At 61.1% G+C, this 22,255-nt stretch carries 22 protein-coding genes; 16 read left to right on the top strand and 6 right to left on the bottom strand.

What is annotated here, in order from left to right:
- Positions 1-52 precede the first annotated feature (52 nt).
- Positions 53-1,702, top strand: coding sequence for a methyl-accepting chemotaxis protein (locus tag ACIX9_RS23645; RefSeq protein WP_013579860.1), 1,650 nt, complete (start codon positions 53-55; stop codon positions 1,700-1,702).
- 96 nt (positions 1,703-1,798) lie between these two features.
- Here the strand turns inward: ACIX9_RS23645 and ACIX9_RS07415 are convergent, their stop codons facing one another.
- Positions 1,799-2,722 carry an energy transducer TonB gene (locus tag ACIX9_RS07415; RefSeq protein ID WP_013579859.1) on the bottom strand — a complete coding sequence of 308 codons (924 nt, stop codon included), beginning with the start codon at positions 2,720-2,722 and terminating at the stop codon, positions 1,799-1,801.
- Positions 2,723-3,028: 306 nt separating this feature from the next.
- Between ACIX9_RS07415 and ileS the strand changes: the two genes are divergently transcribed.
- The 4 genes from ileS (at position 3,029) to ACIX9_RS07400 (ending at position 7,433) form a co-directional block, all read left to right on the top strand.
- Positions 3,029-6,031, top strand: coding sequence for an isoleucine--tRNA ligase (gene ileS / locus ACIX9_RS07410; protein WP_013579858.1), 3,003 nt, complete (start codon positions 3,029-3,031; stop codon positions 6,029-6,031).
- The gene (gene lspA, locus ACIX9_RS07405; protein ID WP_013579857.1) at positions 6,031-6,555 is read left to right on the top strand and encodes a signal peptidase II; all 525 of its coding nucleotides are present in this window, start codon (positions 6,031-6,033) and stop codon (positions 6,553-6,555) included. The genes ileS and lspA overlap by 1 nt, the downstream gene beginning before the upstream one ends.
- A 27-nt stretch (positions 6,556-6,582) precedes the next feature.
- On the top strand, positions 6,583-6,738 hold the full coding sequence (locus ACIX9_RS25675; protein ID WP_013579856.1) for a hypothetical protein: 156 nt from the start codon (positions 6,583-6,585) through the stop codon (positions 6,736-6,738).
- A 257-nt stretch (positions 6,739-6,995) separates the two neighbouring features.
- Entirely contained in the window at positions 6,996-7,433 is a 438-nt protein-coding gene (locus ACIX9_RS07400) for a peptidoglycan-binding domain-containing protein (RefSeq protein WP_013579855.1), read from the top strand.
- A gap of 68 nt (positions 7,434-7,501) precedes the next feature.
- On the opposite strand, the gene ACIX9_RS07395 is transcribed toward ACIX9_RS07400, so the two are convergent.
- Genes ACIX9_RS07395 through ACIX9_RS07385 form a run of 3 tightly spaced genes read right to left on the bottom strand, consistent with a single transcriptional unit; the run spans position 7,502 to position 9,706 of the window.
- Positions 7,502-8,656: a sigma 54-interacting transcriptional regulator gene (locus ACIX9_RS07395; RefSeq protein ID WP_013579854.1), complete on the bottom strand. Its 1,155-nt coding sequence runs from the start codon at positions 8,654-8,656 to the stop codon at positions 7,502-7,504.
- Between the two features lie 32 nt (positions 8,657-8,688).
- Positions 8,689-8,928 carry a hypothetical protein gene (locus tag ACIX9_RS07390; RefSeq protein WP_198152177.1) on the bottom strand — a complete coding sequence of 80 codons (240 nt, stop codon included), beginning with the start codon at positions 8,926-8,928 and terminating at the stop codon, positions 8,689-8,691.
- Positions 8,915-9,706 carry a response regulator transcription factor gene (locus tag ACIX9_RS07385; protein WP_013579852.1) on the bottom strand — a complete coding sequence of 264 codons (792 nt, stop codon included), beginning with the start codon at positions 9,704-9,706 and terminating at the stop codon, positions 8,915-8,917. The genes ACIX9_RS07390 and ACIX9_RS07385 overlap by 14 nt, the downstream gene beginning before the upstream one ends.
- A gap of 273 nt (positions 9,707-9,979) precedes the next feature.
- Between ACIX9_RS07385 and lexA the strand changes: the two genes are divergently transcribed.
- From lexA to ACIX9_RS07360, 5 genes are all read left to right on the top strand, one after another.
- Positions 9,980-10,585: a transcriptional repressor LexA gene (lexA, locus tag ACIX9_RS07380; protein WP_013579851.1), complete on the top strand. Its 606-nt coding sequence runs from the start codon at positions 9,980-9,982 to the stop codon at positions 10,583-10,585.
- 40 nt (positions 10,586-10,625) lie between these two features.
- On the top strand, positions 10,626-11,129 hold the full coding sequence (locus ACIX9_RS07375; RefSeq protein WP_013579850.1) for a peroxiredoxin family protein: 504 nt from the start codon (positions 10,626-10,628) through the stop codon (positions 11,127-11,129).
- A 91-nt stretch (positions 11,130-11,220) separates the two neighbouring features.
- Positions 11,221-12,423: an efflux RND transporter periplasmic adaptor subunit gene (locus ACIX9_RS07370; RefSeq protein ID WP_013579849.1), complete on the top strand. Its 1,203-nt coding sequence runs from the start codon at positions 11,221-11,223 to the stop codon at positions 12,421-12,423.
- A 58-nt stretch (positions 12,424-12,481) separates the two neighbouring features.
- A complete protein-coding gene (locus ACIX9_RS07365) occupies positions 12,482-13,342 on the top strand; it encodes a DUF4097 family beta strand repeat-containing protein (protein WP_013579848.1) in 861 nt (286 codons plus the stop codon).
- A 40-nt stretch (positions 13,343-13,382) separates the two neighbouring features.
- The gene (locus ACIX9_RS07360; protein WP_013579847.1) at positions 13,383-14,111 is read left to right on the top strand and encodes an HAD hydrolase-like protein; all 729 of its coding nucleotides are present in this window, start codon (positions 13,383-13,385) and stop codon (positions 14,109-14,111) included.
- A 146-nt stretch (positions 14,112-14,257) separates the two neighbouring features.
- Here the strand turns inward: ACIX9_RS07360 and ACIX9_RS23640 are convergent, their stop codons facing one another.
- The gene (locus ACIX9_RS23640) at positions 14,258-15,373 is read right to left on the bottom strand and encodes a glycoside hydrolase family 5 protein (RefSeq protein WP_049789245.1); all 1,116 of its coding nucleotides are present in this window, start codon (positions 15,371-15,373) and stop codon (positions 14,258-14,260) included.
- Complete coding sequence (locus ACIX9_RS07350) at positions 15,373-15,957, bottom strand: histidine phosphatase family protein (protein WP_013579845.1); 585 nt, start codon at positions 15,955-15,957, stop codon at positions 15,373-15,375. The genes ACIX9_RS23640 and ACIX9_RS07350 overlap by 1 nt, the downstream gene beginning before the upstream one ends.
- Before the next feature lie 32 nt (positions 15,958-15,989).
- Between ACIX9_RS07350 and uvrB the strand changes: the two genes are divergently transcribed.
- The 6 genes from uvrB to bshA all read left to right on the top strand — a co-directional run bounded on the left by uvrB (position 15,990) and on the right by bshA (position 22,147).
- Positions 15,990-17,978 carry an excinuclease ABC subunit UvrB gene (uvrB, locus tag ACIX9_RS07345; RefSeq protein WP_013579844.1) on the top strand — a complete coding sequence of 663 codons (1,989 nt, stop codon included), beginning with the start codon at positions 15,990-15,992 and terminating at the stop codon, positions 17,976-17,978.
- Between the two features lie 26 nt (positions 17,979-18,004).
- Complete coding sequence (locus ACIX9_RS07340) at positions 18,005-19,324, top strand: DUF2252 domain-containing protein (protein ID WP_013579843.1); 1,320 nt, start codon at positions 18,005-18,007, stop codon at positions 19,322-19,324.
- Positions 19,325-19,386: 62 nt separating this feature from the next.
- Entirely contained in the window at positions 19,387-19,578 is a 192-nt protein-coding gene (locus ACIX9_RS07335; RefSeq protein ID WP_013579842.1) for a hypothetical protein, read from the top strand.
- Positions 19,575-20,000: a type II toxin-antitoxin system VapC family toxin gene (locus tag ACIX9_RS07330; RefSeq protein WP_013579841.1), complete on the top strand. Its 426-nt coding sequence runs from the start codon at positions 19,575-19,577 to the stop codon at positions 19,998-20,000. The genes ACIX9_RS07335 and ACIX9_RS07330 overlap by 4 nt, the downstream gene beginning before the upstream one ends.
- A 36-nt stretch (positions 20,001-20,036) precedes the next feature.
- A complete protein-coding gene (locus tag ACIX9_RS07325) occupies positions 20,037-20,966 on the top strand; it encodes a ChbG/HpnK family deacetylase (protein WP_013579840.1) in 930 nt (309 codons plus the stop codon).
- The gene (gene bshA / locus ACIX9_RS07320) at positions 20,963-22,147 is read left to right on the top strand and encodes an N-acetyl-alpha-D-glucosaminyl L-malate synthase BshA (RefSeq protein WP_013579839.1); all 1,185 of its coding nucleotides are present in this window, start codon (positions 20,963-20,965) and stop codon (positions 22,145-22,147) included. Before ACIX9_RS07325 ends, bshA begins: the two co-directional genes overlap by 4 nt.
- The last annotated feature ends 108 nt before the right edge of the window (positions 22,148-22,255 follow it).

Below are 22,255 nucleotides of genomic sequence, written 5' to 3'. Positions count from 1 at the left end.
ACGGGCGAGAGCTTCGTTCATGGGTTGCGTGGGTTAGGCCGATAAGGGGCCTATGAGGCTCGAGACGAAGATTGCGATCAGCTCTGGGGCGCTGATCTTTACGATGTTGCTGAGTGCATTTGCGGCCTCGCTGCGGCTGCGCGAGGCGGACCAGGTAACGGTTCGCTTTGGGGCGCGAGGCGGGGTGATTCTGCAGGTCATGAGCCTGCGGAGTCATGTGGGGCGGACGGTCTTTGCGCTGGAATCCGAGATGCTGAATGCGGAGGGTGCGGCATCTCGCAGGGCCGAGGTTGAGCAGTACCAGAAGCTTCGGCGGACGCACTGGGAGAGCGTGGATCGCTCACTGGGGCGGCTGCGGGGTGAGGGCGGTACGGTGGATCTGGGCGGGGTGGGTGAGGGGCTGGGAGCGGCGGTGGCCCGGCTGCCGGAGCTGCGGCGGCTGGAGGAGCAGGCTGAAACGTTGAACGACCGTCAGACTCCAGAGGCGAGGGCGGAGGCGATGGAGCTGCTGGAGAAGCAGATTTTGCCTCTGGAAGAGGATTCGTTCCGGGTGATGACAGGGGTTGCGGAGACTGAGTTGGAGTCGGCGGGCCGGGAGATTGCGCTTCTGCACAAGGTGCATCAGGTGGCTGTATGGACGCTTTGGGGCGCGACGATTCTGGGTGCTCTGCTGGGGGCTACGCTGGCGTTTGTGCTGGGGAAGAATCTGACGCGGTCGATTGGGGACCTGGTGGAACGGGCGAACTCGATTGCCGGCGGCGATCTGACGGGGCTCGAGTTGGAGATGCTGACCAACGACCAGGTTGGGACGATGGCGGAGGCGATGAACCGGATGCAGCGGTCGCTGAGCGGGATTATTGGGACGGTGGCGGATACGGCGGGGTCGCTGACGGGGTCGGCGGCGAGTATGGGCTCGGCGAGCGATCAGATTCATCGGCGGATCGATCAGCAATCGCAGCAGACGCAGCAGGCGGCGACGGCGATGCAGGAGATGTCGGCGTCGATTGCAGAGGTGAGCCGGCATACGCAGAGTGCGGCGGAGACGGCGAGGGCGGCGGCTCAAACGGCGAGGGATGGCGGGGCGATCGTACGGCAGATGCTCGAGTCGATGGGGTCGATTGCGGGAGCGGTGAGCGAGACGGGGGTGACGATAGGGCTGCTGGGTGAGGACTCGAAGAAGATCTCGCAGATTGTGACGGTGATCGATGAAATTGCGAGGAATACGAATCTGCTGGCATTGAATGCGGCAATTGAGGCGGCGCGGGCGGGCGAGCAGGGACGCGGATTTGCAGTGGTGGCGGGCGAGGTGAGGAGGCTGGCGGAATCGACCGCAAAGGCTACGGGTGAGATTGCGGGGATGATCCACGAGGTGCAGGAACGGACGCGGACGGCGGTGGCCAGCATGGAGGCGGGGACAGGAACGGTGCGGGAGGGTGTCGTCACGACGACGCAGGCGGGTGAGGCGCTGGAACGAATTATCGGGATGGCGGAGCAGGTGGACCGGATGATTACGCAAATTGCGATTGCGGCGAGTCAGCAGGCGGCGGCGGCGGATCAATCGAGCGCTTCCCTGGACTTTATCCATACGCTGAGTCACGACAATCTGATGGAGATGGCTACTACGGCGGCGGGGATCGAGAACCTGCGGGGGACGGCTGTGATGCTGGAGAAGCAGGTGGATCGGTTTTTGGTTGCAGTGTAGGAGCAGTGAAAAGGCAGTGATGATTCAGTGGAGATGCAGTAAAGACTGCTGCTTCATCACTGGTTCATCACTGCCTTTTCACGGGCTTTTGCTGTCTTAGAAGATCTGGAAGTTGACTTCTACGTTCATCTCTACGGCTACGGGATGGCCGCCCTTCATCGCGGGTTTGAACTTGTAGTTGCGGACGGCTTCCACGGCCTTTTCGTCGAGGCCGAGGCCGATGCCGCGGAGGACGCGGACGTGCTGGGGTTTGCCGTTGGTGTCGACCTGGAGGTAAACAAGGACGTTGCCGGCGACCTTGGCCTTGCGGGCTTCTTCGGAGAACTCGGGCTCTGGCTGATAGAGGACGACCGGGGCGGACACACTACCGCCGATACGCTCGAGGCCGCCACCGGTATTTCCACCCGATCCGGGTCCGAGACCGTTACCGTTACCCGAGCCGAGGCCGCCGCCACTTCCACCGCCGCCGCTGGTGACGCCGATGATGGGGGAGTTGGGCATGCCGATGGCGGGCGAGTCCACGTGGGCCATCTTGAGGTCCTGCTGGACATTGACGGTGACGGGCACCTGAATCTTAGGCTGCTCAAGCGGGGGTGCCTTGGGCGGATTCAGTACGACCGGCGCGAACTTGGGCGGATTGCCATGGACTACGGGCGTGGGGCCCTTGGAACCGCCGCCTCCGCCCATCTGCACGGCCTTGGGTGGAGCTTTGGGAGGCGGTGGTGGCGGCTCGACGAGTGTGATGTTCTGGACGGCGGGCGGCGCGATGAGACCGGATTTGCGCGCGGCGAACCAGAGAAAGAAGGCGATGATGACGACGTTGACGACGGTGGAGATGGCGGCGGACTTGGGATCGCGCTTGACCTCCATCTCGGTCAGCGAGGCACCGAAGACGGGGCGCTGGGCCACGGGCGGGGCCGGAGGGGCGTAAGCAGCGGACTCCGGGTCGGAGTTGGGGTCGCGGCGATGCTGCAACTGATCTTCTTCGTTCTGGGGGGGCATCTGTACCGTGTCAGCCATAGAACTCCATCGCATTGGCGGCGGGGGAGTAATTCCCTGCTGCTCGCCTCTCTCTTTTATGTACTGCCTCCGGTCTGTTGCCGGATTGATTGCTGGGTGAGGTCTCTGCGTTCTGGCTCGCCCTTGATTTTACTAACTTTTGACCGAACGTGTCCTCTGCATTGGACGCACATTCCTGCGGAAGGGTCTCATGTGGGGGTGCTTTGGCCGGTACCCGCTGGAATGAAGGGCGCGGATACAATAGGAGATTGGCGCGGCACCAACAAAACGTGGGTGCGCGTGGCGAACTATTTACCGAGGATCTGAATGTCTGACGTACCGCAGAAGAAGCCGTTGAAAGCTACCCTGAACCTGCCGGAGACGGCGTTTGCGATGAAGGCGAACCTGCCGCAGAATGAGCCGGCGCGGCTTGAAGCCTGGCAGAAGGCCGGGCTGTATGAGCAGATTCGTACGGCAAGGGCGGGTGCGCCGAAGTTTATCCTGCACGATGGGCCTCCGTATGCCAATGGCGCGATTCACCTGGGTCATGCTCTGAACAAGTGCATCAAGGACTTCGTGGTGAAGACGAAGACGATGGCTGGGTTTGACGCGCCGTATGTTCCGGGATGGGACTGCCATGGGCTGCCGATCGAGATCAAGGTGGACGAGCAGTTGGGGCGGAAGAAGCTCGAGATGCCGGCGCTGAGCGTGCGGCGGGCCTGCCGCGAGTATGCGGAGAAGTACGTCACGCTGCAGAAGAGCCAGTTTGAGCGGATTGGCGTGTTTGGGCGGTGGAACGATCCTTATAAGACGATGTCGTTTGGGTATGAGGCGGCGATCGTGGAAACGTTCTACGAGTTCTTTGAGCAGGGGTTTGTCTACAAGGGACTGAAGCCGGTGTTCTGGTGCATCCACGACCAGACCGCGCTGGCGGAGGCCGAGGTGGAGTATGAGATGCACACCTCGCCTTCGATCTATGTGCGGTACAAGCTGACGAGCGAGGCTTCCGCGATCAGCGAAAAGCTGGCGGGCAAGGATGTCTGGACGATCATCTGGACGACTACGCCCTGGACGATTCCGGCTAGTATGGCGGTCGCTTATAACCCGGAGATGGAGTATGTGGCGGCTCAAGCTACGCTCGCTTCCGGGGAGATCGGGGTTTATGTCGTGGCTGGAACGCTGCTGGAAGCCGTCGCGAAGGCTTGTGGCTTTACGGATGTTGAGGTGCTGGAACGGTTCAATGGCATCAGGATGGAGGGCGCTCAGTTTGCGCATCCATTCTTCGCTCGGACCGTTGTTGGCGTGACTGCGGATTATGTGACTGCAGATCAGGGGACCGGAGCGGTGCATACGTCGCCGGCGCATGGTGTGGATGACTTCTATACCGGTAAGCGGTATGGGATTCCGGATGTGCAGTATGTCGATAATGCGGGGCGGCAGCGGAATCTGCCGCAGCAGGAAGCGTTTGACGGGCTGACTGTTTTTGAATCGAACAAGCCGATCACGGAGTTGCTGCGGGAGAAGGGTGCATTGCTTTCGGGGACCTTCTTCGAGCATAGCTATCCGCATTGCTGGCGGTGCCATAACCCAGTGATCGTGCGGGCGACCGAGCAATGGTTTATCTCGATGGAGACGCCTATGCCTACGGCGGAGGCGGAGATTGCTGCTGCTGAGGAAGTGGATGGTTCTGAACCCACGTCCCAGAAGCGGGACGTGGAGCACCCAGTTGTGGATGGGATGACTACGTTCAGGCAGCGGGCGCTGGATGAGATCAAGCGGGTGGTTTGGGACCCGGCTTGGGGTGAAGAGCGGATCTCGAACATGATCGCAACGCGGCCGGACTGGTGTATCTCTCGCCAGCGAATCTGGGGTGTGCCGATTGCTGTGTTCCTCTGCAACAAGTGCCATGAGCCTCTGAACGATGCTGACGTCAACAAGAGCATCGTCGAGTTGTTCAAGAAGGAGTCCGCGGACGCCTGGTACAAATACTCGGCTGCGGAGCTGTTGCCGGATGGCGTGGCTTGTTCCTGCGGAAATACCGATAAGAACGAGTTCCGCAAGGAGATGGACATCCTTGATGTTTGGTTCGAGTCCGGGGCTTCGTGGCATGCGGTGCTCGATGCGGAGGAGAGTCTGCGGTTTCCGGCTGACCTCTATACCGAGGGCGGCGATCAGCATCGCGGATGGTTCCACTCTTCCCTGCTGACCTCTGTCGCGTTGCGGGGTGTGGCTCCGTACCGGATGGTTGCGACCTCTGGCTGGACGCTTGATGAACAAGGGCGTGCTTTCTCGAAGTCGCTGGGGAACGGTGTCGATCCGGTGGATGTAGCGAAGCGGCTGGGGGCGGAGATTATCCGGCTTTGGGTTGCGTCGGTGGACTTCCGCGAGGATGTGGCGGCGAGCGAGAATCTGATGCAGCGGGTTGGCGATAACTATAGGAAGCTGCGGAATACGCTGAAGTTCCTGTTGGGCAACCTGCATGACTTCGATCCTGCCAAGGATGCGTTACCGTTTGCGGACCTGGAACAGCTCGACCAATACATCCTGGCGCAGACGGCGGAGCTTGTGGCTAAGATCCGCAAGGCCTACGACGAGTTCGAGTTTCACCGGGCGTATCACGCACTGAATGAGTTCGTAAATACGGACCTGTCCGCGCTGTACCTCGACGTGCTGAAGGACCGGCTGTACACGTTTGCGCCGGATCATCCTGAGCGGCGGTCGGCACAGACGGCGCTGTGGCGGATTGCGGAGGCTTTGGTGCGGCTGATCGCACCGATCCTGAGCTTTACGGCGGACGAGGCGTGGGCATTTTTGCCGAAGGTTGAGGGCCGTGAGTCCAGTGTTCACCTGGCGCTGTTCCCTGATCTTTCGGATATCGTTCCGGGAAGCGAGGCGGCGATCGAGCATGACTGGGAGCAGTTGCTGGAGCTTCGGGCGCAGGTGATGGCCAAGCTCGAAGTGCTACGCGCGGCTAAGTCGATCGGCAAGAGCCTGGAGGCGAAGGTGACGTTGACCGTCGTCATCGGTCCGGGACCGAGTCCGCTAAGGCTGCTGGATCAGTACACGACGGCGCTGGCTGAACTGTTCAACGTGTCCGAAGTCGACGTGCTGTTTGTTGAGAGTGCGCTGGAGACGCCGAGCTTCGAGATTGAGGTGCAGCGCTCTGCCGCGCCAAAGTGCGAACGCTGCTGGCGGTATATTCCTGAGGTCGGCGAAGACGACCGCTTCCCGACGGTTTGCCTGCGTTGCGCGGATGCCCTGGAAGCAATCGGGTTTGAGCCTTACCAGATTCCACCGCAGGATGCTGCGGGAGAAGGGGCGAGCCTCTAATGCCGATTACTTTGCTTCCTTCCGTGCCTCGCCGCCGCGATATGCGGCCTTACCTGCTGCTGCTGGCGGTGGTCGTGATCGTGCTGGATCGTTGGTCGAAGATCTGGATCGGAACTCATATTCCGAGTGGCCACTACATTACGGTCATCCCGAACGTCTTCCGGCTCTCGCATGTGTTCAATACGGGCGCGGCGTTCTCGTTATTTGCGGAGCTCTCTCCCGCGATCGTGCGGAACACGCTGATCGGTTTCTCCGTCATCGCTGTACTGGTGGTGCTGGGGATGATCTGGCGGGTTGGGCGGGTGTACTCGCTGACCGGGATTGCGCTGGCGCTGATTCTGGGCGGTGCGATCGGGAACCTGTACGACCGGATCAAGCTGAAGTACGTGGTGGACTTTCTGGAGGTGAAGATCGTTCACTACCACTGGCCGGACTTCAATGTGGCCGATTCCTGCATCGTGATTGGGGCTTGCCTGTTGCTGCTGGAGATCTTTCGGAATCAGCCGGTGGGTTCGGACGAGTAAGGCAAAGGCGTAACGCGGATAAGAAGGATGAAAGACGGATCAAGGCAGGATGTCACCGGGGTGCCGGGGGCGCTTGCCTTGATCAATTTTTATCTCCTTTTATCCGTGAATCCTTCCGGCGTTCTGGGCTGGATTGGCGAACGGATTGAGTTGATAAAGATTGATCAAAGCGATCAAGGCTGATTTTGTCTGCGCAGCTCCCCAACTACATATCCTCATGAGACTTATTTTCTCTTCTGTTTAGCCGTGCTGGTTGGTACTTTTGGGGCATGGATGGAGGTTGAGCCGCTGATTTCATTACGAAAGGGAAAATTTTGCTGTCTATCGAGCAACCTTTTCCTATTGCAAACAAGTTACTAAGACGATACTCTCGTACTCAATTCAGCGTGTCTGGTCTGACCAGAGGCGGATACTGCAATTCGAGGTTGAAAACGTCACCTATGAAGCTTGTTTCCTCCAGCATCCTTAGTTCGATCGTTCTCCTCGCAAGCGTGGCTCCGGCGTTTGCAGCGGCAGCACCCCATATTCGTCGCGGTCCAACCTCACAGCGTGCATTCAAGAGCCGTGCGGTTTCGAAGCCCGTGACGCGGTCTTCTTCCGTGAGCGGCATCAGCGGGGAGCGCGCGACGCAGATCCAGTCTGCACTGATCAAGCAGGGTTACCTGACCGGCACACCCACCGGCACCTGGGATAAGGAAAGCCAGGCTGCGATGGAGAAGATGCAGTCGGATAATGGTTGGCAGACGAAGCTGGTACCTGACTCGCGCGCGATCATCAAGCTGGGCCTGGGACCGAACTCGACCGCGTCCGCTGAGCCTGAGTCAATGGAAGCTCATCCGACGGCTTTGACAGAGAACACCTTCGCAGCGAATCAGTAGACATTTTTGTGGTGAAAGAAGAGGCTCCCTTGATGGGAGCCTCTTTTGTTTGCGGTCGAACTTTAGGCTTACTGGCCGATGACGTAGAGGTGGTCTTCCATGTCAGCGGTGGTGGCGGGCAGACGGCCAGGGCCGCCGAGGGTGGCGCTTTCCAGCCAGAGACGAAGCCAATAGTACAGGTCGAGCCGGAATGCCTTCTCCTCAGCTCTCTGCTCCAGGGGCTGATGCGTCGCTGCAATCACCCGTACATCCACGCGCATTGTTTCGTTGTCACCGACCCGTTGCAGCTCTCCATACTCCAGGAAACGCAGCATCTTGGCCTGTAGCGCCAGCGGCATCTCACCGATCTCATCCAGGAACAGCGTGCCGCCGTTCGCCGCCTCAATGCGTCCCGTCCTTGATTGCACCGCACCTGTAAACGCACCGCGCGTGTGCCCAAACAGCTCCGCCTCCAGCAGCGACTCTGGAATCGCCGCGCAGTTCAGCACTCCAAACGGCTTTCCCGCTCGCGCGCTTAGCCGGTGAACTGCCTTCGCCACGACCTCCTTACCCGTCCCCGTCTCGCCTTCGATCAGCACCGTCGCAGACCGTGGCGCAACCAGCCGGATCATCCTCGCCAGCTCCCGCATCGCTGCCGACTCGCCCACCATATCGGCAATGCCCGCCGCCCTGACCGACGCAGCCGCAGGAGCCTCTGCTGCCATTGGTGCCGCCGCCGGCAGAGGCAGCGTCTTTACCTCCGCCTCCGTCAGCTCCGGATACACCATCTCAGAAGCCACCGAAACCGCTGCAAGCGGCTCAGGGGAGGAAGGTGCCTGCACTGGCAAGCTCACCGGAGCCGGAGATGCTTCATGCGCCTCCCGGATCGCATGCAGCAGCTCGTGCCGGCGCGGACTTCGCCCGGTTGCCGCACCCCCAGTCGGTGCCCCATCCATCCGCAGCACGTCCATCAACGGATAGATCATCCTGAGCTGAGTCATCAGCTCCCCTGCCTCCAGGTCCGGCAGCCACTCGTCAATCAGCAACGCCTCAGGCTTGCCCGTATCGGTGAGCTCCATCGCCTCCGCGCCGCCGCCCGCCTCCAGCACGGTCCAGCGCAATGCGCTCAGAGACCGCCGCAGCCTTCCCCTCAAATCCACATCCGCACTGGCCAAAACCACTGTCCGTGCCCGAACCCCACCCTGCGGACTGCTGCCCGCTACCTGCGATATCAAACTTCCCATGGCCCCCTGCTTTCCCAAGTCAGAAAATGCTGCTAAGACTTCAATTTGTTCTGAAGCAACCGCACCTGATCCACGATGCGCTCGCACTCGGCGAGGCTCTCCTCGATCGCCGCGCCCATGCTCTCCAGGTCCGTATCCATCCGGCCCAGATAAAGCCTGCACTGCAACGCCGAAAGCGGCTGGTACAGATCATGGACGACGATTCGCAGCTCGCCCATCAGTGCCTTCATCCTGTCTTCGAGCCCCGCCCCGCCCGCCTCAGGCGCTGGCACGCGCGCCTAGTCCCAGGCCGAAGACACCGGCCCCGGGACCGCGCAGCGAACCCTGCAGCCCGTCCGGCACCGCCGCGCCCGGCGGCCTGCGCTCCGTGCCCATGGACATCATGTAGCCCTCACCACGCACCGTCTCGATCACCCGGTCAGCACCAATGCCGGACCGCGTTGACCCAAGCTTCTTGCGCAGGTAGTTCACATAGACATCCACTACGTTCGTCCCCGCATCCGGCGACATCTGCCACACCTCCCGCAGCAATTCACTGCGGCTGCACGTTCGTCCCCGTGCCTGCATCAGGAACTCCAGCAGGGCAAACTCCTTGCCCGTCAGCTCAATGGACAGCCCGTCCCGCGTCACCCGCCGATCGATCCGGTTCAGTTCCACGCCCGCATAGCGTAGCGTCTGATCGGCAGAGTGCTGTCGCCGCCGCAGCAGCGCCCTGCACCGCGCATTCAGCTCACTGAAGCTGAACGGCTTCAGCAGGCAATCGTCCGCGCCAAGGTTCAGGCACTTTACCCGGTCAGAGACCTGGTTCCGCCCCGTCAGCACCAACACAGACGTCCCCCCGAAGTGCCCATGCATCTCTTCGAGCACCTGGATTCCGTCCTTCTTCGGCAGGCTCAGGTCCAGCACCATCAGGTCTGGAGCATGCTCCATCGCATGGTCCAGACCCGCCTGGCCGTCGCCAACCAGTTGCACATCATGTCCTTCCAGCTTCAGGCCCTTTTGCAGAAAGATTCCCAAAGCTGCATCGTCCTCTACGATCAGTACCCGCATAATCAATTCCCCTTTTTACTCAAGTTGGTTGCGGCACATCTGGAGAGCACATTGTTCTGACCATCACCCTCAGTTCCGGTCGAGAGGGGCATGGGACTAACTCTCTTCCGCTCCATCAGGACAATCAATGCTTTGTTGAGTTCTGTGAGAGGTCCAATCCCAAATGGGAACCCGTTCCCAAATCAATCCAATTTGGGTCCACTTTTCCTACAACTTTTGCGGTACACCACTTTGATACTTGCAGTTCGCCTTTTATTCGCTACAATTGCGGACATGGCAATCACACGGCGGCAAAAGGAAGTAATCGACTTTCTCTCCGGCTTCACCACGAAGAACGGCTACTCCCCCTCCTACGAGGAGATCGCCTCCGGTCTTGGCCTCAACTCGCTCGCAACCGTCCACAAACACATCACCAACCTGCAGAACAAAGGCCTGCTCCAGCGCGCCCACAATCGTAGCCGGTCCATCGACGTGCTCCCCGCGCGCACCAGTAAAAAGGGCTTTGAGCGCCTGCCGCTGCTCGGCCGCATCGCCGCAGGCCAGCCTGTCGAAGCCATCGAGACCGCCGAATCCATCTCCCTCGGCGACATCATCGGCAACCGTGAGGTCTTCGCGCTCGAAGTTCGCGGAGACTCCATGCGCGACGAGCACATCGTCTCCGGAGATTACGTTCTCGTAGAGCGCACCCGCACCGCACGCGAAGGCGAGATCGTCGTCGCCCTCATCGACGGAGCCGACGCCACCCTCAAGCGTTTCTATCGCGAAGGCGCCATGATCCGCCTCCAACCCTCCAACAAGGAGATGGCCCCCATCTACGCCCCCGCCGCCAACGTCAGCATCCAGGGCAAGGTCCTGGGCATCATCCGCAAATACGCTTGAGACCTTCGAACGAGCGGCATCCCTCTGCTAGCATCGAGCCATGCATAAGCCCATACTTCTGGCTGCTTTCGCGCTGATGACTGTCTTCCCTGCTACGGCAAAACCTGCGGATGAGCTGATCCCCGCCGCCCTGCGTGTTTCGGCCCCTGATTTTACCCTCACTGACGTTCAGGGCAAACAGCTGACCCTCTCAAGCTACAAAGGTCAGGTCATTCTGTTGGATTTCTGGGCCACGACCTGCGGCGGGTGCAAGGTAGAGCTCCCCTGGTATGTTGATTTCGATAAGAAATATCGTCCCAAGGGTCTCGCCGTAATTGGTCTGGATATGTATGGCGAGACGCCGGAATTGATCAAGCCTTTCATGGCGAAGTGGAATATGAACTACCCCGTCGCCGTGGGCACGGACGCTCTTGGGGAGCGTTTCCACCTCCGGGAAATGCCTCTGACCCTGCTGATTGATCGAAACGGTAAGATAGCCGTCTCGCACGCCGGCATCGTGGATAGAGCGGCTTTCGAAGAAGCCATCAAACAGCTCTTGCAGTAGAGATTTAAGCCCTCCCGTAATTTAGGAAAGACCTACGGAACAAACTGAAGCTCCCTGCCGTATCTTTCTCCGTCACCCCAACGGAGCGAGCATGGCCCCCAAAAAGAAATCCCGCAAAGTCCTCTACTTCAGCATCTCGGCCGTCGTTCTCGTCGGTGTCCTCGGCCTCACCGCCGTAGCCCACGGCCACTCCGGCGCCATCGATCCCGCGCAGCTCGTCCGGGTGGAACGCACCGACATCGCCAAGTCCGTCGTCGCCACCGGCAAGGTCCACCCCATCACCCAGGTCGAGGTCAAATCCAAGGCCTCCGGCATCGTCACCCAGCTCTCCACGGACATCAACGACACCGTCCGCCGCGGCCAGGTCCTCGCCCAGCTGGACCAGCAGGAGATTCTCGACCAGGTCGCCGCCCAGAAGGCCACCCTCGCCGCCGCAGAGTCCAACGCCCACGCCGCCGAGTCCGCCATCGTCCTCGACCGCGTCAACGCCGAGGCCCCCGACCTCCCCATGATCAAGCACACCTACGACCGCGCCCGCCAGATGAACTCGGACGGCGTAGTCTCGGCCCAGGCGCTTGACGACGCGCAGCAGCGCTACCTCGCCGCCAACAATACGCGCGACAAGGCCTTATCGCAGATCACCATCGACACCGCCAAGCTCCGCCAGGCGCAGGCGCAGGTCGCGCAGGCAGAGGCCGCCCTCAAACAGCTCCAAGAGCAGCTCAGCTACACCACCATCACCTCACCTATGGACGGAGTCGTCCTCTCCCGCGACGTGGAAAAGGGTGACGCCGTCAGCTCCATCCTCGTCCTCGGCTCCACCGCCACCCTCGTCATGACCGTCGGCGATATCCACCAGGTCTACGTCCAGGGCAAGGTAGACGAGGCCGACATCGGCAAGGTCTACATGGACCAGCCAGCCCGCATCAAGGTTGAATCCTTCAAGGACAAAACCTTCCTCGGCAAGGTCACCCGGATCGCTCCGCTCGGCGTCGAAAAGGATAATGTCACCACCTTTGAGGTCCGCGTCTCCATCGATAACCCCGGCGGCGAGCTCAAATCCAACATGACTGCCAACGCCGAGATCCTTCTTGACGAACACAAAAACGTCCTCGCCGTCCCCGAGCAGGCCGTCAAGTTCGACAAGGACCGCAAAGCCACCGTCGAGATCCCAGACAAGACCCAGAAGACGGGCCGCAAATTCGTCCCCGTCGTCGCCGGCCTCTCCAATGGCAGCAAGGTTGAAATCGTCTCCGGCCTGAAGCAGAACGATCAGGTCATCCTGCAACAATAGCGTTCAAAGTTTAGGATCAAATACCCCATCTGTTTCCAGTTCAGAAAAGGACAAAATCATGCTCATTCGCGCTCTCGCTCTCTCCTCCGCCCTCCTCATCACGGTCTCCGCCCACGCGGACGGCAACTTTGACCGCACCGTTACTGTGAACGGTCAGTCTGACCTTTACGTCTCCTCCAACTCCGGCCACATCCACATCTATCCCGGCTCGGACTCGGAGATCCACATCAAGGCGCACCTCAAGGCCGGCGGCTGGAACCACAGTGAGGGCGGCGACGTCGAAGACCGCATCCGCCGCATCGTGGACAATCCTCCCATCCAGCAGTCCGGCAACACCATCCGCGTTGGTAACGTCAGCCCGGAAGACCGCAAGCTCTTCAACAACATCAGCATCGACTACGAGATCTCCGCACCCAAGTCCGTCGCGCTCAACCTCCACTCCGGTTCCGGTGACGTAGATGTGGATAACCTCGGCCGCTTCCTCAAGGCCGATACCGGCTCCGGCTCCGTCCGCGCCCACGGCATCGGCGGCCCGTCTGACCTCCACACCGGCTCCGGCGATATCGAACTCCAGCAGCAGGCCCCCGGCGAGGTCAAGACCAGCACCGGCTCCGGCTCCATTCGCATCAACGGCCTCAACGGCAGCCTCCAGGCGCATACAGGCTCCGGCGATATCGAAGCCAATGGCTCCCTCACCGGCCCTGCCACGCTCCAGTCCGGCTCCGGCTCCATCCGCCTCCATATTGGGCGCGACGCACACTTTGATGCCGAGGCCTCCACCGGCTCCGGCAGCATCCGTATCTCCCAGCCCGGCGCACCCCAGGGCTCAGATGAACGCCACCACGTCTCCGCCTCCATCAACGGCGGCGGCCCCAGCCTTACCGCACGCACCGGCTCAGGCGATATCGAGATCAACTAGGCCATCCCAACCGGCAGCATCCCTCCATTACGATAGAGGGATGCTGCTCATCACCCCGCAACTGCTCGTCTTCGATCTCGACGGAACCCTGATCGACTCCCGCACCGACCTCTGCAACTCCGTCAACGCCACTCTTGAGCACTTCGGCCAGCCGGCACTACCGGAGAATGTAGTTGCCAGCTACATCGGCGATGGCGTCCAGATGCTCGTCCGCCGCGCCCTTGGCCACGCCCATATGATTGCCGCGGGGGCAACGGAAGATGCCGCTCCGAGCCCGCACGACGACGCCCTCATCAACGAGGCCACCCGCTGGTTCATCTCCTATTACCACGACCACAAGCTGGACTTCACCTACGTCTACCCCGGTGTCATCGAGTCGCTTGAGCAGATCCGCTCCCAGCGCCCGGATCTTCCCATGGCTGTCCTCACCAACAAACCCGTCCACCCCTCCCGCGACATCTGCAGGCACTTCGGCATGGATCGCTTTTTCTTTAAGGTCTACGGCGGCAACTCCTTCGCCAACAAGAAGCCCGACCCCGCCGGCCTCCACATCCTGATGGGGGAAGCCTCGCTCCTCATTGGAGACGCCATCACCCCCGGACAGACCGTCATGATCGGCGATTCGCACGTAGACGTAGAGACTGCCCGCAACGCAGGCACCCATGCCCTAGGCTGCACCTTCGGCCTATCCCCCCAGACCCTGGCCCTAGCCAAACCAGACGTATCCGTAGACAGCGCCTTCGACTGGCCCTCCGCCCTCAACCTCTAGCACCCACCCAAACTGTCATTCCCACCGTAACCGTCATTCTGAGCGCAGCGAAGAATCTCCGTAGCTGCTTTTGCGGTTGCTTGTTCTTGTAGTGCTTGTTCTGGTTGTCATTCCCGAAGGGAACCTGCGTTAGCTTTCGCTCTCCACTACCGCCCCTTCAACCCCAGCGCCCCCACAACCCCCAGATCCACCATCGTCCCGCCACTCCCCTTCGTCACAATCCCAAAGTCCCCCTGGTAGTCCCACATAGCCCAGCAAATGTGCTTGCTCTCGAGCGCCGTCCTCATATCGCTGATCCAAGTATCCCGAGACTTCGCATCCGCATAAGTCCTGTACACGCCAAACTCTCCACAATAGAGCGGCACCCCACGCTTCTGCGCCCAGTCCGCCGCCGCGGCAATCTCCATCCCCACCCGCGTAGCATCCCAGTGGTCATAGCCAAACCGCTGCACCCACAGCCGCACCCGCTCATCCTGCTCCTGCCCCAGCACTTTGCCGATCGTCTGCGGCGTAGCCGGATACGGCACCCCACGCAAAAATATCCAGCCCTGCGCTCCCCAGTTAGCCCCCTGGTGCGTAAACCAGAACGGCTCGTAGTCGTGGAAGGTGTAGATCACGTTCTCATCCCGCACCGGCTCCAAAGCCAGCAGGGTATCGATCCCCGAATAATTGGAAGCCGTTGCCAAAATCGTATGCTGCGGAGCCACACTCCGTATCCGAGCCACCGCCCGAGCCTGTATCCCCTCCCACCGATAAAGGTCCGTCATCGTAGGCTCATTCAGCACCTCAAAGAAGACCTTCTCCGGATCGGTCCCGGCAAAGTGCTTCGCAAACTCACTCCAGAACGAGAAAAAATTCGCCGCACCATCCTCCCCATTCGCCAGCTTCCCAACAAAGTCCTGCCCGGCATGAACGTCCAGCACCACATTCAGCCCCGCAGCCTCAAGCTGCGCCACCGTCTTATCCAGACGAGCCATCGCCTCCGGCCTGAGCGCCCCACTCATCGGCATAGCAATCAGCGGGTCAGGATCGATACTCACCCGCACATGATCGAATCCCAGTCCTTTGATCAGCTTGAAGTCATCCGGAGTCGTAAACGACTCCAGCCGCCCAGCCGAGTAGTCCCCCGACTGCGCGTACCACATGCTCAGGTTGATCCCGCGCCGCAGATGTTCCGCACGCTGAAACGCCAGGCTGCTCCCCCGCTGCCCCCCCGCAACCGCCGCCATCAACCCCAGCAGAAAAACGCAAAGCCCGCGCACTATTCGAAACCACGATTCCAGGTCGAAATCACCCGCGTCTCCCGCTCCCACCCCAACGTGCTCACGCTCCCGGTCCCCAGCCCAAACAGCTTCCCACCCACCGCCGGCAGTCCAATCCAACGAGCCGCCAGTATCCGCAGAATATGAGCATGGGCAAACAGCGCCACTTTGCCATCCGTCAGCCCATCCAGCGCACGCTCGATCACCCCATCCGCTCGCACCCCCACATGCTCCACAGCCTCCCCACCAATGATCGGGTCGCTCCAGACGCTCCAATCCGGCTTGTTGTACTTGGCGCGCATCTCCTTGGTGGTCTTGCCTTCACTCTCGCCGTAGTCCCACTCCCGCAGTCCTTCCTCAATCACCGCCTGCTCCCCATACCCCGCAATCTTGCAAGTCTCCCGGGCCCGTCCCATCGGACTCGTCAGCACCTTGGCAAACGTAGTCCCCTTCAGATAGTCACGAAGCTCCTCCGCCCGCTGCCGCCCATGATCCGTCAACGGAATATCCGTCCGGCTCGTATGCGCCCCACTCAAACTCCACTCAGTTTCACCGTGCCGAATCAAGTAAAGCTCCACAGCCATCGCCAAACCCTCCGAACCTTTATCCTATAGGGATGGACTTCCAGCTCACCACCCCCTACACCCCCCAGGGCGATCAACCCCGCGCCATCGGCGAGCTGGTCGCAGGCCTCGCCGCCGGCGAAAAAGACCAGGTTCTCCTCGGCGTCACCGGCTCCGGCAAAACCTTTACCATGGCCAAGGTCATCGAAGAGGTACAGCGCCCCGCCCTCATCCTTGCGCACAACAAGACCCTCGCCGCCCAGCTTTACCACGAGTTCAAACAGTTCTTCCCCAACAACGCCGTCGAATACTTCGTCTCCTATTACGACTACTACCAGCCCGAGGCCTACATCCCCTCCGGCGACCTCTTCATTGAAAAAGAAGCCACCATCAACGAAGAGCTGGACAAACTCCGCCTCTCCGCCACCCGCTCCCTCTTCGAACGCCGCGACGCCATCATCGTCTCATCCGTCTCCTGCATCTACGGACTCGGCTCGCCGGAAGCCTACTACGGTATGTTGCTGCTGCTCGAAAAAGGCCAGAAGATCAAGCGCGAGGACATCACCCGCCGCCTCGTCGAGATCCTCTACGAGCGCAACGACGTCGACTTCCGCCGCGGCACCTTCCGCGTCCGTGGCGACATCATCGAAGTCTTCCCCACCTACGACGAAAACGCCTACCGCATCGAGCTCTTCGGTGACGAGATCGACGGCCTCTCCCAGATCGATCCCCTCTTCGGCACCGTCCGCCAGAAGTACTCGCGCCTCCCCATCTACCCCAAGTCCCACTACGTCGTGCAGCCCGAGCGCAAGAAAGCCGCCAGCGATTCCATCCTCGCCGAGATGGAATGGTGGGAAAAGGAGTTAGAAAACACGGGCCGCTTAGTAGAATCCCAAAGAATTCACCAACGCACCCGTTTCGACTTAGAGATGATCAAGTCCGTAGGCTACTGCCACGGCATTGAAAACTACTCCCGCCACTTCTCCGGCCGCCTCCCCGGCGAGCCCCCACCAACCCTCCTCGACTACTTCCCCCGCGACTATCTCCTCTTCATCGACGAGTCCCACGTCACCGTCCCGCAGCTCCACGGCATGTGGCATGGCGACCGTTCCCGCAAGCAAAACCTCGTAGACTACGGCTTCCGCCTGCCCTCCGCGATGGACAACCGCCCCCTCAAATTCGACGAGTTCGAAGGCCGCACCGGCCAGATCATCTACGTCTCCGCCACCCCCGGCCCGTATGAGCTCACCAAAGCCGCCGGTGTAGTCGTAGAACAAATCATCCGCCCCACCGGCCTCGTCGACCCACAAATAGAGATCCGCCCCGTCAAAGGCCAGATAGATGACTTACTCGCCGAGATCCGCATCCGCGCCGCTAACGACCAGCGCGTCTTAGTAACTACCCTCACAAAAAGAATGTCAGAGGACTTAGCCAACTACTACACAGAAGTAGGTGTCCGCTGCCGTTACATGCACTCCGAGATAGAAACCCTCGAGCGCATCCGCCTCCTGCGCGACCTCCGCAAAGGTGAGTACGACGTCCTCATCGGCATCAACCTCCTGCGCGAAGGCCTCGACCTCCCCGAAGTCTCCCTTGTCGCCATCCTCGACGCCGACAAGGAAGGCTTCCTCCGCTCGCAAGGTTCCCTCATCCAAACCATAGGCCGCGCCGCACGGCACTTAGAAGGGCGTGCGATCTTGTACGCCGATAAAATGACCGACTCCATGCAGCGCGCCATCGACGAAACCGACCGCCGCCGCACCAAGCAGGAGGCCTACAACGAGGAGCACGGCATCACCCCGCGCACCGTCATTCGTTCCATCGACGACTCCCTCGCCACCATCCTCAAAGCCGACTACGCCGACCTCACCGAAGACACCCAGGGCATGCCAGACTTCAACACCCAGGCTGAGCTCGACACCTACATCAAGAACCTCGAGTCCGACATGCGCGAAGCCGCCAAGAAGTTCGAGTTCGAAAAAGCCGCCAAGCTCCGCGACACCGTCAGAGAGCTTCGCACCAAAGAGTTCCTCTTCAGCTAGCCCTGAAGGGATACACTTGGACTCCCATGAAGACCGCCAAGCACGTCCCTGCAGACCTTACCCACGGCCAGAAGGCCAGAAAAGTCGTCGCCCGCTCCGGCCACCAGCAATGGTCGCCGGAGCACCGTGAACAATCCGCGCAAGACATCCTCAAAGCCGCCATGCGCGGCCGCATCCCCAAGCTCCTGAAGCTCCGTGACGAACGCATGGCTGCCACCGCCTTCGGCTACTTCCGCGGCGCCGTCCCCGTCATGGCCTATGACCTTGGCCGCCGCCCCCACACCGGCATCCTCTGCCAGCTCTGCGGCGACGCCCACGTCCTCAACCTCGGAGCCTACGCAGGCTACGACGGCTCGCTCATCTTCGACATTAACGACTTCGACGAGACCATCCAGGGCCCCTTCGAGTTCGACGTCAAACGCCTCGCCACCAGCCTCATCCTCGCAGGCCGTGAAGCCGGTGCGAAGGAGCGTGAAGCCCGCGCCGCCGCCGCCGTCTTCCTCAAGCGCTATCGCAAAAGCATTCACCTCTTCGCCGCCCTGCCCATCCTAGAGATGGCCCGTTACCAAATCCATCGCCAGGTCCAGCTTGATGCCCTCACCACAGTCTTCGCCAAAGCCGAGCACTCTTCACCGCTGCACAATCTAGACACCCTCACAGAGCCCGCCAAGACCAAAGACGGCGATCTCACCGCCTCACGCCGCTTCAAATCCAACCCGCCCATCCTCACCCGCCTTAGCCCCGCGGAGTCCGCACCCATCCTCGCCTCACTCGCGGAGTACAAACGAACCCTCCAGCCGGAACGCCGCCACTTCCTCGCCGGCTATCGCCCCGTAGATGTAGCCTTCAAGGTCGTCGGCACCGGCTCCGTCGGCCTCCGCGCTTACTGCATCTACCTGGAAGGCAACGGCCCCGCTGACCCACTCTTCCTGCAGATCAAAGAAGAACCCGCCTCCGCATGGGCCCCATACCTGCCCGCCTCAGTCCGCCCAAAGCTGAACGAAGGACGACGCGTAGAAAACGGTCAAAGGGCCATGCAGCTTCAATCCGATCCCTTCCTCGGCTACACGACCATCGATGGCCGCGACTTCCTCGTCCGCCAGCTCAACGATCACAAGGCCTCCATCGACTTCCTCGGCCTTGGCCCCGCGGCCCTCTGCCACTACGCGGACCTCTGCGGAGAACTCCTCGCCCGCGGTCACGCCCGCTCCGGCTCTTCTCTGATGATCGCCGGTTACCTCGGCAAAACCGATCGCTTCGACAAAGCCATCCTCCGCTTCGCCACCGCCTACGCAGACCAGACCGAACACGACTGGAAGGACCTCCTCCGCACCCGCAAAAAATAGATCATTCGACTCTTTTATAGATATTTGTCGGTCAAGAGTTCAAGATGGTAATAGGAGGCGTCATGGCAAGCATCGATACGTATCAACTTGATCTGCAGGCCGACCCCACTCCTGAGGGACCTCGCTCGGAGACAGAAATCGCAGCCGCTATGGCCGTATTCGATAGTCTGCGCGGAATCTGCAAGGATATCTACGCCGAGCTAGGCGGTTCTGAGGCTGTCCTTCAGGAGATTCGTGAGAGCTGGGAGCATTGAGGCGGGTCTTCTGGGACACAGATGTTCACGTCTACTGGTTTGAGGGAAACCTTCTTTACATCGATCGCATTGAACGGATTTATCTCTCCATGCAACGGCGGGACGATAGGCTCTGCGGAAGCTCGTATGTCTTGGGAGAGCTTCTGGTCGGCCCCCTGAAGCGTAACCGTCCAGACGTAGCCGACCGTATGATGGGATTTTTTACCTCGCCCCGGATGACGCTTTACGACTATCCGCCTGAGGCCGCCCGCGTCTTTGCTATGCTTCGCGCGGACTACCGTCTGAAATCTCTAGACGCTCTGCATCTCGCTATCGCCTCTGCTGCTGGAGTGAACATTTTTCTCACGAACGACCATCGCCTCCATGAAGTTGTAGCACCGGGCCTCCCCATGATCGCCACCCTCGACAGCGACCTCTTCTAACCTCACTCCTGCTCCACCCCCTACAATCAATCAGCCATGCCCGCCCGCCTCATCCTCAACGCCGACGACTTCGGCCTCACCCCCGGCATCAATCGCGGCATCGTCGAACTTCACCACGCAGGTGCACTCACCTCCACCACCCTCATGGCCACCGCACCCGCCTTTGAGGACGCAGCCGCCCTCGCACGCACAAACCCCACCCTCGGGATAGGCTGCCACCTCACCTTCGTCGACGGCTTCCCCGCCGCACACCCCCAGTCCATTCCCACCCTCCTCGGAGCCGACGGCAAGACCTTCCGCCCATCCCTCGCGGACTTCGCCCAGGCCGCCCTCCGCGGCACCATTGAGCCAGACGATATCGCCCGCGAAACCCAGGCCCAGATCCAGCGCCTCCAGCGCGCCGGCATAGACGTCACCCACATCGATACCCACAAACACACCCACATCTTCCCCGCCATCTCCGCGCCCGTCCTTCACATAGCCCAGCGCTGCGGCATCCCCGCCATTCGTTACCCCTTTGAACCCTCATGGTCAGCAAAGCTCGCCCAGGCACCCTTCGCCCGCCGCGTCCAACTCCGCATCCTCAACCTCTTCGCCCCCTCCTTCCGCCGCATCGCGCGCGAGCCCGCCCTCCACGGCTTCCTCCCCACTGGCACCCTCGGCATCGCCGCCACCGGCACCCTTGACGCTCCTACCCTCCGCGCCATACTCTCAGCCCTGCCCCCGGTGGGCACCTTTGAGCTCTGCTGCCACCCCGGCCACATCGATTCAGCCCTGACCTCCATCAACACCCGCCTCAGAGCCTCCCGCCAGCAGGAACTTCAAGCCTTACTCGAAGTCATACCCGAACTTTCACGAACCCCGGACGCTCCCCAACTCATCCACTACGGGAACCTCGGCATCCCCGGCCTCCAGCGAGCCTCCGGCCACTTTGAACCCTTCACCGGCTACGAAAAGGTCTTATGACGTACGAACCACCCATTCCCGCCACACCCACCGATCGCCGCCTCAAGATCGGCATCACCTGCTACCCCACCTACGGTGGCTCCGGCGTCGTCGCCACGGAGCTCGGCATTGAGCTCGCCGCCCGTGGTCATGACATCCACTTCATCACCAGCTCCCCGCCCTTCCGCCTCACCGGCCGCGAGTCCAACATCCACTTCCATCAGGTGGAGGTCTTCCACTACCCCCTCTTTGAGCACCCGCCCTACGACCTCGCCCTCGCCACCCGCATGGCGGAGGTAGCCGAGTTCTACGAGCTCGATCTCCTTCACGTCCACTACGCCATCCCCCACTCCGTCTCCGCTTATCTCGCCAAGCAGATGCTCGCCGCCCGCGGCCTCCACCTGCCCTTCATCACCACCCTCCACGGCACGGACATCACCCTCGTTGGGCTCGACCGCAGCTACCTCCCCATCACCCGCTTCGGCATCGAGCAGTCCGATGGCGTCACCAGCATCTCCAGCTACCTCCGCGAGCAGACCGAAAAGCTCTTCCACGTCAAAAAGCCGATCGAGGTCATCCGCAACTTCGTCAACTGCGACGTCTACATCGCCAAGCCGGACCTCATCGCAGAGATGCGCCCCCGTTTCGCCCGTCCGGAAGAGAAGCTCCTCGTCCACCTCTCCAATTTCCGCCCCGTCAAACGCGTCGCGGACGTCATCCAGGTCTTCGCCCGCGTCGCCAACGCCATGCCCGCCCGCCTCATGCTCATCGGCGATGGCCCGGACCGCTCCACAGCCGAGTACCTCGCCCGCAAACTGAAGGTCGCCGACCGCATCCACTTCCTCGGCAAACAGGACAACGTGAACGAGCTCCTGCCCGTCGCCGACCTCATGGTCATGCCGTCGGAGATGGAGTCCTTCGGCCTCGCCGCCCTGGAATCCATGGCTTGCCGCGTTCCCGCCATCGCCACCCGCGTCGGCGGCGTCCCGGAGCTGATCGAGGACGGCGTCAACGGCCTCCTCTTCGAAACCGGCGACGTCGACTCCATGGCCCACTCCGCCATAGCCCTCCTCGCCGACCCCGGCCGCCTCGAAGCCATGTCCGCAGCCGCCCGCAAAACCGCCCAGGATCACTTCTGCGCGTACACCATCATCGGCAACTACGAGAGCTACTACCGCCGTATTCTCGCCAGTGGGTCATGATCGGCCCGGAACCGGAAGTCCAGGCTTAAGTCACATGCTTTGAAGACTTTGGGTACTTTTACCCAGGTAGGGGTCGAGGGGTCGATTTCCTGTGAGCCCGTCTCCGGA

The organism is Granulicella tundricola MP5ACTX9, from assembly GCF_000178975.2.
Classification (GTDB): domain Bacteria; phylum Acidobacteriota; class Terriglobia; order Terriglobales; family Acidobacteriaceae; genus Edaphobacter; species Edaphobacter tundricola.
This window is presented reverse-complemented; position numbering and strand designations above follow the sequence as displayed.